Raw genomic sequence first — 12155 nt, 5'->3', positions numbered from 1 at the left:
GGCAAGAACCCGTTCCAACCGGCGACGGGGTCAACCGAAAAATGCCGTCGCCACAGCAAAAATCGTGGCCACCCAGCCGACGCGATGGGCCGTTTTTGCAGTCTTTCTGTCAATCGGAAACAACTCGCACCGGCGCCACATCCATATATTGCCGAAAACCGCTAGCAGCAGCCCCGCCGCCACGATCAACCAAGACGAAAGGCTCACACCCAGTACCAGGCCAACGAGCAACGTCATCCACGTGAACACGCCAATGCCGCTGGACGTACTGGCCAACACATGCGAAAGCCCTGCGCATCCACCGCATTGCGCAGGGCTTTCTCGCGTGGACCAGCGCAGCGCTGCGTTGCTTACGCCGGGTTTCTGGCAGTGGGGGCAAAGGTGCTTCATGCTGGCGGGGGATGGTTGGCCTGCCATGCTAGATCAACAGTGCCCTGCCCCTTCAGGGAGCCACAAACTTTGCCCGGGCTTTCAGAGCGAGAACGCGCGAATGGCACCCCTCCAGGTGGTCATTGACCAGCCCCATCGCCTGCATGAAGGCGTACACCGTGGTGGGGCCCACAAAACTCCAGCCGCGCTTTTTCAGGTCCTTGGACATGGCAATCGACGCGGGCGAAGTGGACAGGGTGCGCGCCACTTCGCGCGTGATGCGCTCGGGCCGGTCGGCAGCCGCAGGCTCGTAGCGCCAGGCGTAGTGCGCCAGCGAGCCGAACTCGCGCTTGAGCTCCAGCACACGGCACGCGTTGTTGATGGTGGACTCGATCTTGCCCCGGTGGCGCACGATGGCCGCGTCCTGCACCAGGCGCTCGACGTCAGCCGGGCCGAAGGCGGCGACCTGCTCGGCGTCGAAGTTCGCAAACGCTGCGCGAAAACCCTCGCGCTTGTTCAGGATGGTGAGCCAGCTCAGGCCGGACTGGAAACCCTCCAGGCAGATCTTCTCGAACAGCCTGCGGTCATCCGCCACCGGAAAGCCCCACTCGGTGTCGTGGTAGTGGCGGTACAGCGGCGTGGCCTGGCACCAGGTGCAACGCGGGCAACCGGCTTCGTCAGCAAACAGGCCGTCGGCCAGTGCGGGTGGGCGAGCAGGATCTTGAGCAGTCGGAGGGGTCATGCGCGGCATTCTAGAAAGCACCACAGCCAGGCTGCTGACAGGGCGAGCACCAAGGGCCCAATCTGCCCATAAACTGCACTGCATGCGTGAGCCACTTACCCGCCTGCGAGCCACTGTCAGCCTGATGTTTTGCCTGGTGCTGGGCGGCTGCGCCAGCACCACCGGCCCCTCCAACGCGCTGGGCTACTACTGGCAGTCGCTGCGCGGGCACATGCAGATCCTGCATGCCGCAGAACCCATTGACGACTGGGTGGCGCGCAAAGACATCTCGCCCGCCCTGCGCGAGCGGCTGCAGCTGGCGCAACGTGCGCGGGCCTTTGCAGTGGCAGAACTCGGCCTGCCCGACAACGCCAGCTACCGCCGCTATGCCGACCTGAAGCGCCCCGCCGCCGTGTGGAACGTGGTCGCCGCGCCGCCCTATTCGCTGACGCTGCACACCTGGTGCTTTCCGGTCACGGGCTGCATTGGCTACCGGGGCTATTTCACCGAAGCCGCTGCGCAGGCCGAGGCGGCCGAGCTGACCACACAGGGCCTGGAAGTGGAGGTGTACGGCGTGCCCGCGTATTCCACACTGGGCTATATGAACTGGGCGGGCGGCGACCCGCTGCTGTCCACCTTCATCGCCTGGCCCGAGGGCGACTTTGTGCGCCTGCTGTTCCACGAGCTGGCGCATCAGGTGGTGTACGCCAAGAACGACACCTTGTTCAACGAGTCCTTTGCCACGGCAGTGGAGCGCATCGGTGTAGCGCAGTGGCTGGCTACGCAGTCCACCCCCGCCGCGCGCGAGGCGTATGCTACGAGCGAGGCACGGCGCGGCGCCTTTCGCGCCCTGACACGCGCCACACGCGCCCACCTGGCTGCCATTTATGAACAAAAAGAGGCCTCTGCGCGCGATGAGCAAGCCTTAGTAGCTATCAAAAGTGAAGCAATGCAGCATTTCAGAGCGGACTACGCTGCGCTGCGCGAGCGCTGGCTGCAACCACAGGGCGGCGCCGCGCCCCAGGCCACCACCGCCCAGGTGGCGGGCTACGACCGCTGGGTGGCCCAGGCCAACAACGCCAGCTTTGCGGCCCAGGCCGCCTACGACGAACTGGTGCCCGCATTCGAGGCCTTGTTTGAACGCGAGGGCCGCGACTGGCCCCGGTTTTATGATGCCGTACGACAACTGACGCAGCAGCCCCAGCCACAACGCCACGAGGCCTTGCGCGCACTGCGGCCACCCCAGACAACGCCCTCATAAGGAGACACCCCATGCCAGACATCCACATCCACCGCGACCACCACCTGGGCTTCAAGGAGGCCCGCAAAGTGGCCTTCTCCTGGGCCGAAAAAGCCGAAGAGAAGTTCGACATGGAATGCACCTACGAAGAGGGCGAGAAAGAAGACCTGCTCACCTTCACGCGTACCGGCGTCAAAGGCACGCTGCTGGTGGATGCCCACCAGTTCGAGATGAAAGCCCAGCTGGGCTTTTTGCTGGGCGCCTTCAAGGACCGCATCGAGGCAGAGATTGGCGAACAGCTGGACGCGCTGCTCAATGCGCCCCACCCCGGCGCCAAGAAGCCCGCCGCCGACAAGAAGACACCGGCGGCAGACTCGAATGCTGGCAAGCCAGCCCCCAAGGCTGCGGCCAAGCCCACCGCCAAGGCCAAGAAGGCCTAGCAGCCCGGGCCACCGCCATGACATCCCCCGCGAACGCGGCCAGCGCCCACAGCCCGGCGTTTGACACCCTCTCCACGCTGCTTCATACGCGCTACAGCTGCCGCGCGTTTCTGCCCGAGCCGTTGCCACGCAGCACCATCGAAGCCATCCTGACCACCGCGCAGCGCACGGCCTCGTGGTGCAACGCGCAGCCCTGGCAGCTCACCATTGCCAGCGGTGCCACGCTGGAGCGCCTGCGCAGTGCCCTACAGTCCCTCATGCTCGCCGCTGCGCCCCAGCCCGACCTGCCCTGGCCCCGCGAATACCGGGGCGTGTACCAGGAGCGGCGGCGCGAATGCGGCTGGGGCCTGTACGAAGCCCTGGGCATTGCCAAGGGCGACCGCGAAGCCTCGGCCCGCCAGGCAGCGCAGAACTTCACCATGTTTGGCGCACCGCATGTGGCCGTCGTCACCAGCGACGAGGCGCTGGGCGTGTATGGCGCGGTGGACTGCGGCGCGTACGTGAGCAACTTCATGCTGGCGGCGCACAGCCTGGGCGTGGGCTCCATTGCACAGGCCGCACTCGCCTCCTACCCGGGCGTGCTGCGCGATGTGCTGGGCATTGGCGAGGACCGCAGCATCGTGTGTGGCATCTCGTTTGGCAGGGCAGACCCCGCGCACGCAGCCAACCATTTCCGCACCACGCGCGCCGATCCGGCCAGCAGCGTGGTGTGGCGGGACTGAAAACGGTGATTGATCAGGCGTCAGGCCACGACGCGCAGCAAGGGGCTGCGGGTGTGCAGCAGCCCAAACAGGTTCTTGGGGTCTGACAGCTGAGGGATGAGCTCGATGGGCTGGCCCATGCCCAGCTCGGCCGCTGCATCGCGCAAGAACCGCAGCGCAGAAAAATCCTCCAGCGCAAAGCCCACGGAGTCGAACACTGTCACTGCGGCATCGCTGGCGCGTCCGCCGTGCTGACCTGCCAGCACCTCCCACAGCTCGGTCACAGCAAAGTCGGCAGGCAGTTGCTGGATGTCGCCTTCGATGCGCGTCTGCGGGGCGTACTCCACAAACACCTGCGCTTGGCGCAGCACGTCGGCATGCAGCTCTGTCTTGCCGGGGCAGTCGCCGCCCACGGCGTTGATGTGCATGCCGGGCGCGAGCATATCGGGGGTGAGGATGGTGGCGTTGGTCTTGTCGGCCGTCACCGTGGTCACGACGTCGGCGCCGCGCACGGCCTCGGCCGTGCTAGTGCAGGCCACGGTGCGCGGGCCCGTGCCTTTCAAGTTGGCCTGCAGCTTGGCGGTGGCGGCCGGGTCGGTGTCGAACAGTCGCAGCGTGTCGATGCCCAACAGGTGGTGGAACGCCAGCGCCTGGAACTCGCTTTGGGCGCCGTTGCCGATCAGCGCCATGGTGCGGCTGCCAGGCCGCGCCAGGGCGCGGGCGGCCACGGCCGACATGGCGGCGGTGCGCAGCGCGGTGGTGAGCGTGAGCTCGCTCAGCAGCAGCGGCGCGCCCGTGGCCACATCGGCCAGCACGCCAAACGCCATCACGGTGGGCAAACCCCAGCGTGTGTTCTTGGGATGGCCGTTGACGTACTTGAACGCATAGGTCTCACCGTCGGCAATGGGCATGAGTTCGATCACGCCGTCGCGCGAGTGGCTGGCCACGCGCGCTGATTTGTCGAAGGCCCCCCAGCGCAGAAAGTCGGCATGGATGTAGTCGGCGATGCCGCGCAGGCAGGGCTCGATGCCCTTGCGCTGCACCAGCGCGATGACATCGGGGGCACTGAGGTACAGGGTGGAAAAGTGCTGAGGGGCAGCCATGGTGTTTGTCTCCGGATGCGAATGAATGTGTCTCCAGGCAGTGTCCCGAAGCGCAAAAACAATAGGAATCGCTCAAAATGCTACTTATTGCAAGGCCGTTTGCCGGTATGTCAGCCGAAATTGCCACTTTGCTCAAAAGCCCAGGACGGCTCCCGGAGCCGCCCCGCGCTATCCTCTGCGGCTTGATTCGCCCCGCACCATGACGCCCCCAGAAATCCTCATCAGCGAAGTCGGCCCGCGCGACGGCCTGCAGTCCGTCCAGGCCACCATGCCCACGGCCGACAAGCTGCGCTGGATCGACGCCCTGGTGGCCGCCGGGCTGCGCGAGATCGAAGTCGGCTCGTTCGTGCCCGCCCGCCTGCTACCCCAGATGGCCGATGTGGCCGAGGTCGTGCGCCACGCCCTCACCCACCCCGGCATCACCGTAATGGCGCTGGCGCCCAACCTGCGCGGGGCCGAGGCGGCGCTGGCGGCCGGGGTGCACAAGGTCACGCTGCCGGTGTCGGCCAGTGCTGCGCACTCGCTGGCCAATGTGCGCAAGACACGCGAGGCCATGGTCGAAGAGGTGCGCGCCGTGGCCCAACTGCGCGACGCGCAGGCACCCGGCACGCTGGTGGAGGTGGGGCTGTCCACCGCCTTTGGCTGCACGCTGCAAGGCGCGGTGCCCGAGGACGATGTGCTCTGGCTCGCTGGCCTGTGCGCCGAGGCCGGGGCGGACGAGGTGGGGCTGTCCGACACCACCGGCATGGCCAACCCGGCCCAGGTGCGCCGCCTGTTCACGCGCCTGCGCGCCGAACTGGGCGCCAAAGCCGGGGCAGCCCACATGCACAACACCCGGGGCTTGGGCCTGGCCAATTGCCTGGCGGCCTACGACGTGGGGGTGCGCACCTTTGATGCGTCGCTGGGCGGCCTGGGCGGCTGCCCCTATGCGCCGGGCGCGTCGGGCAACGTGGTGACGGAAGACCTGGTGTTCATGTTCGAGGCCATGGGCATTACCACGGGGGTGGACCTGGAGCGCCTGATGGCCGCACGCGCGCCGCTGCAGGCGGGGCTGCCGGGCGAGCCGGTTTACGGCATGACGCCGGAAGCCGGGCTGCCCAAGGGGTGGGTTCAGCGTTAGACCGCCGTTGTCCCCAAAGAAAAAGGCGACCGAGGTCGCCTTTTTCTTTGGGCAGAACGCCGTATCAGCTCAGCGAGGTGATCAGGTCCACATACTGCTGCTTGGCCTCATCGGCGCCCGTGCCCTTGAGCTTTTCCCAGGCGTCCCACTTGGCGCGGCCCACCATGTCGGAGAAGCTGGGCTTCTTCTCGCTGTTGTCCCCTGCGGTGGCCTGCTTGTACAGCGCGTAGATCTTGAGCAGCGTGGCGTTGTCGGGACGCTCGCTCAGGTTCTTGGAATTGGCCACAGCGGCTTCGAAGGTGGCGTTGAGGTCGGCCATGTCAGTGTGCTCCTGGGAATGTTTGGGGGGAGGGAAAAAACGGTATCGGCAAGGGTTTGCTGCGTTGTATCTTACGGGCTGAGCACGGCCCGGGGCCGCTCAATCCATAGAGGCAAGCCCCCAAAAATCAAACAATAGGTGTACATCTGATGGTGACCCGCATTTCAGCCCCCGGCAAAGCCGCGCCCGGCATTGGCCAAAACCCCTTGCGCGCGGTGCGCGACCAGGCCCCCGAGGTGGCACGCAAGGCCGCCCAGGCCTTGCCCCCCGCAGCCCGCAAAGCCGCCACTGTGGTGCAGAAGAACGTGCGCCGCGCGGCCACGGGCATGCTGGGCCTGTCCGGCGAACGCATGAGCAAGGTCGATACCGCCTGGCTGCGCATGGATTCGAGCAGCAACCTGATGATGATCAACGGCGTGTGGACCCTCTCGCCCGGCATCACCTGGGAGGCGCTGTGCGAACGCGTGCAGCAACGGCTGCTGCAGTACCCGCGCTTTCACCAGCGTGTGGTGGAAGACGCCGCAGGCGCCACCTGGGTGGAGGATAAAAACTTCGACATTGCCGCCCATGTGCTGCGCGAGAAGCTGCCCCACCACAAGGGCCAGAGCATGCAGCGCGCGCTGCAGGACCGTGTGGGAGAGCTTGCCATGCAGCCGCTCGATACCCGCCGCCCGCTGTGGCAGATGCACCTGATCGAAGACTTTGTGGGTGACGACGGCGCGAAGGGCAGCGCGCTCATCGTGCGCATCCACCACTGCATCGCCGATGGCATCGCCCTCATTTCGGTGACCATGTCGCTGGTCGATGGCGGCTCCGAGCCCCCCAAGCGCAAACCCCGCGCCGACAAGGACGGTGCAACGGCCGAGGACTGGATTGCCGACGCGCTCATCAAGCCCTTTACCGGCCTCACTGTGAAGGCGCTGGACCTGGCGGGCGACAGCGCGGCCAAGTCGCTGCAGATGCTGGGCGACCCTGAAAAAGCCATGCACAACGGTCTGGCAGGCACGGTGGACATGGCCCGCGTGGCCTACCAGCTTGTCAGCGATGCGGCGGCCTTGGCGCTCATGCCCGACGACTCGCCCACGCGCCTCAAGGGCCAGCCCGGCAGCGCCAAGCGCGTGGCCTGGTGCCCGCCGATCCCGCTCGAAGAGGTCAAGGCCATTGGCAAGGCACTGAACTGCTCCATCAACGATGTGCTGCTGTCCTGTGTGGCGGGCGCCATCGGCGGCTACCTGCGCGGCCAGGGCGACGACCCGACAGGCCAGGAGATCCGCGCGATGATCCCCGTGAACCTGCGTCCCATGGAAGAGGCCTGGAAGCTGGGCAACCGCTTTGGCCTGGTGCCGCTGGTGCTGCCGATTGGCGTGGCCAACCCCATCGAGCGCGTGTACGAAGTGCGCAAGCGCATGAACGCGCTCAAAGGCAGCACCCAGCCCATCCTGGCGTTTGCGATGCTGGCCGTGGCGGGCCTGATGATCAAGCCCGCGCAGGACGCACTGCTCAACCTGTTTGGCCGCAAGACCACGGCCGTGATGACCAATGTGCCCGGCCCCAAGGAGCAGCTCACGCTGTGCGGATCGCGCGTCACGCAGTGCATGTTCTGGGTGCCGCAGTCCGGCGACATTGGCCTGGGGGTGTCCATCCTCAGCTACGGCGGCGGCGTGCAGTTTGGCGTGATCACCGACACCACCTTGTGCCCCGAGCCGCAGCAGATCATCGACGCCTTTGCACCCGAGTTTGATCAGCTGTCGCTGCTTACGCTGATGCTGCCCTGGGGCGAGTGAGCGGGGCGCCACGGCAGTGGATGTGCGCAAGCGGGCATCGCCTGCCGCGCTAGGACGCCCAGCACGCCGAACGCGGGAGCCCCTACGTCCGCGCCCCCGGCGCGCCGCCGATTTCTTTGATTCGGTGAACTAACCCCGCACCGCACTGCGAAAGGCCGCCGACAACGCTGCCAGCGCATCGCGCGGGCGACCTCCCTGATTGCGTGTGTGCAGCAGCACCGGCAGGCGCGGCAGCGCGGGCAGCCCCAGGCGGGCACCCACATCCACTGCCCCCAGCGGCAGCATGCGCGGCGCCAGTGCCGCCACGCCCAGCCCGGCCATCACGGCCGCCGCCACGGCAGCCACACCTCCGCCCACAAACACCTCGGCCCAGGCCATTCCCGCCGCATCCAGCGCCTGCCCTGCCATCGCCCGCACACCACAAGGCTCGGCCAGCGTGGCCAGGGGCAAGGGCTCGCCCGCACGGTGCTGCCAGCCGGGGGCGGCAAACCAGCCAAAGGGCTCTTCGGCCAGCAGCTCTCCATCGCTGCGGCCCACATGCATGCGGGCCAGCACCGCATCCAGCTCACGCCGGTCGTAGCTTTGCAGCAGGTCGCCCGACGAGCCGATGCGGATCTCGATGAGCAGTTGCGGGTCTTGCTGGTTCATGCGGGCGATCAGCGCGGGCAGCTCCGGCCCGGCCACATGGTCGCTGATGCCGATGGTCAGGCGCTGGCGGGTCTGAGCGAACGTGGCCAGCGCCCGGTCGTGCGCGGCCAGCAGCCCCCGTGCGTGCTCCAGAAAGGCCGCACCCCGGGCCGACAGCTGAACGTGGCGCGGCGTGCGCTCGATCAGCCTGCAGCCCAGCCGGTCCTCCAGCCGCTTGAGCTTCAGGCTCATCGCGGCCTGCACCGTGCCCATGGCTTCGGCCGCGCGCGTGAAGCTGCCCAGCTCGGCAATGCGCACAAAGGCCTCGACGGCGTCCAGGTCCAGGGATCGCTCAACCATTTGAATTTGATATTTCTGAAATAGATATCCATAGCATATTCATATGGATAGGATTTCGCCAGCATCTTGTTCAGAAAGGATCTTGCGATGCCCCTCATCCACATTGCCATGCATGCCGGCAAGCCCGAGGCCTACCGGCAGGCGATCTTTGACACGCTGTACCGCGCCTTGCGCGAGACCTTCAACGTGCCCGAGGACGACCAGTTCATGACCATCACCGAGCACGACGCCGCCAACTTCCGCTACAGCCCCACCTACCTGGGCGTGGCCCGCAGCGACGACGTGGTGTTCATCCAGATCACCGCCAACAACACGCGCAGCCTGGAGCAGAAAAAGGCGCTGTTTGCGCGCACCGCGCAGCTGCTGGGCGAGAGGCCGGGCCTGCGGCCCGAGGACGTGTTCATCAACATCGTCGAAGTGGCCAAGGAGAACTGGTCCTTCGGCCACGGCCTGGCGCAATACGCATGAGGTGATGCGCAGCGCCGGGCAGGCAGGCTACGCGGCCAGGCCCGCCAGCAGGCGCTCCATGCTGCCCAGCACCGCCTTCACCGGCTCGCCCATCTGCACACGCACGATGGCGCCCTCCACCACCAGGGTCACGGCCTGCGCGGCCTGCGCCCGGTGGGCGCCGGGGGGCAGCAGGGTGGCCAGAAGGTCCGTCATCTCCCGCTTGTGGCGCTGTGCAATCTCCATCACCTCCGGCACCGTGCCGCCCAGCTCGCCCACGCTGTTGATGAAGGCGCAGCCCCGGAAGTCATCGCGGCCAAACCATTCGGCCAGCGTGGCCACCAGCGCATTCAGGCCTGCTGCACCAGCACGCTTTGCAGCCCCGTGGCGCTCCAGGGCCAAAGCAAACCATGCGATCCAGCCCGCGTGGCGGTATTCGAGGTAGGCGCAAATGAGATCGTTTTTGCTGGGGAAATGCCGGTAGAACGTGACCTTGGTGACCCCCGACTCGGCGATCACGCGGTCGATGCCCGTGGCACGGATACCGTCGCGGTAGAACAGCGCATGCGCGGTCTGCAGCAGTCGGTCGCGGGCGGGCAAGTCTTTCCAGTCAGAAGGCGGCAGGGGAATCATGCGGGCATTGTAGACAAGTCTGTCTACATTTCGTTATGATGCGATGTAGACAGATCTGTCTACACCCTCAACCCTATCGACCTATTCCCCCAAGGTGCTGCCCATGGAAACCCGTCCGCCTCTTCCGCCCTTCTCCCTGCAAACCGCCATCCAGAAAGTGCGTCTGGCCGAAGACGGCTGGAACTCGCGCGACCCCGCGCGCGTGGCCCTGGCCTACACCGAGGACACGCGCTGGCGCAACCGCGCCGAGTTCCCCGTGGGCCGCGAGGCCGCCCGGCAGCTGCTGGAGCGCAAGTGGGCGCGCGAGCTGGACTACCGGCTGATCAAGGAACTCTGGGCGTTCAGCGGCCACCGCATCGCCGTGCGGTTCGCCTACGAATGGCATGACGACGCGGGCCAGTGGTACCGCAGCTATGGCAACGAGAACTGGGAGTTCAACGACGATGGTCTGATGGCCGTGCGCCACGCGAGCATCAACGACCGCCCCATCCAGGCGGCAGACCGGCTGTTCTTCTGGCCCCTGGGGCGCCGGCCGGACGACCATCCGGGGCTGAGCGACCTGGGGCTATGAGCCTCCAGATCGCAGGCTGCGCTGCAGAACACCCGCAGCGCAGCCCGCCATCCGCCCCGTGCACCCTCAGGTCGCCGAGCAGGTAAAGCTCTCCGCCTTGCTCACGTCACCCGTGCCGTTGTAGCGCGGGAACTTGGGGTACTCGCACACCGGGCGCTGGGCCACGGGCGTGGTGGTACCGGGTGCGAACTTGGTGGCCACCAGCTTGTCGGGCGCCGCGCCCTTTTCCACCCAGGCATCCATGGCGGCCAGCAGGTCGATGGAGCGGGGCTCGGTACCCACGCCATCCAGGTCATGCCCGTTGGAGGGCGAGGTGACCATGCGCGCAAAGCTCTGCACCTTGCTGGCGCCCAGGCGCTGCTTCACCGTGTCGAGGTACTCCACCGTGCGGTACATCGACACGCAGGTGTCGCCCGCGCCGTACCAGATCAGCAGCTTGCCGCCGTTGTCGGCAAAGGCAGCAATGTCCGGGTCGGTACCGTCGATCATCTCGGCCAGGCGGCTGTACTGCGCCTGGTACTGCGTGGGGTCGTGGCTCAGGATGTTGGCGTTGGGGTTGCCCTCCACCAGGCGCGCAGCCGCCGTCACGGCCATGTGGTTGAACGAATCGGGGGCATCGAAGCTGGTGCCGAACATGTACGACTGCCAATCGGACGTGGACGCGCCGCCCAGGCCAAAGCGCGGATAGCCCACCGCACCGCGCGACAGGGTCGCGGGCGTCTTGTGGTCGCTGTAGATGAGGCGGATGGATTCGATCTGCCCGGCAGTCAGGCAGCTGTCGTTGTCCGCGCCCTGGCACAGCAGGTCGGTGGGCACGTAGTTGCAGGCCAAGGCGTTGCCGATGATGCCGTCCTTCAGGCCGTCGAGGCCGTCGCACGCTGCGGTTTCGGCCTTGGCGTAGAGCGCGATCTTGGCGGGGCTCATCCAGTTCTCGCGGCTCTTGAAGATGTGGCGCAGCACCGTGGGGCCCAGGTTGACCTGGTGCGCCTGCTGGGCGATGGCGGGCTCCATGGCCACCACGCCGTCGTAGTCCTTGGGGTACTTCTGCGTGGAGATCAGGCCCGAGCGCCCGCCGTTGGAATGGCCCATGTGGTAGCGCAGCACGGGGCGCTTGCCGTAGAACTCGGTGGCAATCGCCGTGCCCACCTCCAGCACAAAATGGTTGGCGTCGAACGCATGGTTGCGCAGCGCCACATCGCTTTTGCCCCAGGCAAAACCCTGGATCTGGTGGCCGGAGTCAGAGCTGATCTTCACGTACGGATTGGCCGACGGGCCCACCAGCTGCTGGTACCACGGGTCGTCGGTGGGGATGAAGCCGTCGAAGCCGCCACCGCCGATGGTCAGCGTCTTGCTGTTCCACTGCGCCAGCGTCGGCAGCTCCACCGCCCAGTGAATGGTGGAGTCGGGCGAGGACACGATCTGGCCGCGCACGATACACACGTCGGGCAAGGTGCCCTCGGCCTTGCGCAGCTCGGTGCGGATGACTTTGGCGCCATGGGGCAAGGCGGTAGAGGTGTAGGCGGCACAGGCCTCGGCCATCGGCTTGCTCGCCAAAGGCGCGGGGGCGTCGCTGCCGCCGCCGCAGGCGGTCAGCGCGAGGGCAGCGATGGTGCCCAGGCCCGTCGCCAGGGTGCGGGTGGCCCATCGCCCGGTGGGGTGCACGGCGCGATCGGTGGGCGCCAGGGCGGCGCGGGTGGGGGTCGGGAACATGCGGAAAGTC

The 12155-nt window shown here is 66.8% G+C and carries 14 protein-coding genes; 7 read left to right on the top strand and 7 right to left on the bottom strand.

Annotated elements, in window-relative coordinates:
* Positions 1-30: 30 nt before the first annotated feature.
* Positions 31-237 carry a hypothetical protein gene (locus A1D30_RS02760; protein ID WP_131798405.1) on the bottom strand — a complete coding sequence of 69 codons (207 nt, stop codon included), beginning with the start codon at positions 235-237 and terminating at the stop codon, positions 31-33.
* A 205-nt stretch (positions 238-442) separates the two neighbouring features.
* Positions 443-1111, bottom strand: a complete 669-nt coding sequence (locus tag A1D30_RS02755; protein WP_082836279.1) for a DNA-3-methyladenine glycosylase I — start codon at positions 1109-1111, stop codon at positions 443-445.
* Positions 1112-1193: 82 nt separating this feature from the next.
* Here A1D30_RS02755 and A1D30_RS02750 point away from each other — a divergent pair, with 82 nt between their 5' ends.
* From A1D30_RS02750 to A1D30_RS02740, 3 genes are read left to right on the top strand one after another with little or no spacing between them, the layout of a single operon-like run.
* Positions 1194-2351: an aminopeptidase gene (locus A1D30_RS02750; RefSeq protein ID WP_063459281.1), complete on the top strand. Its 1158-nt coding sequence runs from the start codon at positions 1194-1196 to the stop codon at positions 2349-2351.
* 11 nt (positions 2352-2362) lie between these two features.
* A complete protein-coding gene (locus A1D30_RS02745) occupies positions 2363-2770 on the top strand; it encodes a polyhydroxyalkanoic acid system family protein (protein WP_063459280.1) in 408 nt (135 codons plus the stop codon).
* A gap of 17 nt (positions 2771-2787) precedes the next feature.
* Positions 2788-3492, top strand: a complete 705-nt coding sequence (locus A1D30_RS02740; protein WP_063459279.1) for a nitroreductase — start codon at positions 2788-2790, stop codon at positions 3490-3492.
* Positions 3493-3512: 20 nt separating this feature from the next.
* Here the strand turns inward: A1D30_RS02740 and A1D30_RS02735 are convergent, their stop codons facing one another.
* Positions 3513-4574, bottom strand: coding sequence for an ornithine cyclodeaminase (locus A1D30_RS02735; RefSeq protein ID WP_063459278.1), 1062 nt, complete (start codon positions 4572-4574; stop codon positions 3513-3515).
* A gap of 199 nt (positions 4575-4773) precedes the next feature.
* Between A1D30_RS02735 and A1D30_RS02730 the strand changes: the two genes are divergently transcribed.
* Positions 4774-5694, top strand: a complete 921-nt coding sequence (locus tag A1D30_RS02730) for a hydroxymethylglutaryl-CoA lyase (protein ID WP_063459277.1) — start codon at positions 4774-4776, stop codon at positions 5692-5694.
* A 64-nt stretch (positions 5695-5758) separates the two neighbouring features.
* Here A1D30_RS02730 and A1D30_RS02725 read toward each other — a convergent pair whose 3' ends face one another.
* Positions 5759-6013 carry an acyl-CoA-binding protein gene (locus A1D30_RS02725; protein ID WP_063459276.1) on the bottom strand — a complete coding sequence of 85 codons (255 nt, stop codon included), beginning with the start codon at positions 6011-6013 and terminating at the stop codon, positions 5759-5761.
* Positions 6014-6162: 149 nt separating this feature from the next.
* Here A1D30_RS02725 and A1D30_RS02720 point away from each other — a divergent pair, with 149 nt between their 5' ends.
* Complete coding sequence (locus A1D30_RS02720) at positions 6163-7797, top strand: wax ester/triacylglycerol synthase family O-acyltransferase (RefSeq protein WP_063459275.1); 1635 nt, start codon at positions 6163-6165, stop codon at positions 7795-7797.
* Between the two features lie 129 nt (positions 7798-7926).
* On the opposite strand, the gene A1D30_RS02715 is transcribed toward A1D30_RS02720, so the two are convergent.
* Entirely contained in the window at positions 7927-8784 is an 858-nt protein-coding gene (locus A1D30_RS02715; RefSeq protein WP_063459274.1) for a LysR substrate-binding domain-containing protein, read from the bottom strand.
* Positions 8785-8871: 87 nt separating this feature from the next.
* Here A1D30_RS02715 and A1D30_RS02710 point away from each other — a divergent pair, with 87 nt between their 5' ends.
* Positions 8872-9252 (top strand): tautomerase family protein, encoded by a 381-nt coding sequence (locus A1D30_RS02710; RefSeq protein ID WP_063459273.1) that lies wholly within the window; start codon positions 8872-8874, stop codon positions 9250-9252.
* 27 nt (positions 9253-9279) lie between these two features.
* Here A1D30_RS02710 and A1D30_RS02705 read toward each other — a convergent pair whose 3' ends face one another.
* Positions 9280-9864 carry a TetR/AcrR family transcriptional regulator gene (locus A1D30_RS02705; protein ID WP_063459272.1) on the bottom strand — a complete coding sequence of 195 codons (585 nt, stop codon included), beginning with the start codon at positions 9862-9864 and terminating at the stop codon, positions 9280-9282.
* Between the two features lie 103 nt (positions 9865-9967).
* Between A1D30_RS02705 and A1D30_RS02700 the strand changes: the two genes are divergently transcribed.
* On the top strand, positions 9968-10435 hold the full coding sequence (locus tag A1D30_RS02700; RefSeq protein WP_063459271.1) for a nuclear transport factor 2 family protein: 468 nt from the start codon (positions 9968-9970) through the stop codon (positions 10433-10435).
* A gap of 66 nt (positions 10436-10501) precedes the next feature.
* Here the strand turns inward: A1D30_RS02700 and A1D30_RS02695 are convergent, their stop codons facing one another.
* On the bottom strand, positions 10502-12145 hold the full coding sequence (locus tag A1D30_RS02695) for a tannase/feruloyl esterase family alpha/beta hydrolase (protein WP_109790879.1): 1644 nt from the start codon (positions 12143-12145) through the stop codon (positions 10502-10504).
* Positions 12146-12155 lie beyond the last annotated feature (10 nt).

The organism is Acidovorax sp. GW101-3H11, assembly GCF_001633105.1.
GTDB lineage: Bacteria > Pseudomonadota > Gammaproteobacteria > Burkholderiales > Burkholderiaceae_C > Acidovorax.
The sequence above is the reverse complement of the archived record's forward strand: the minus strand, read 5'-3'. Positions and strand labels throughout refer to the sequence as shown.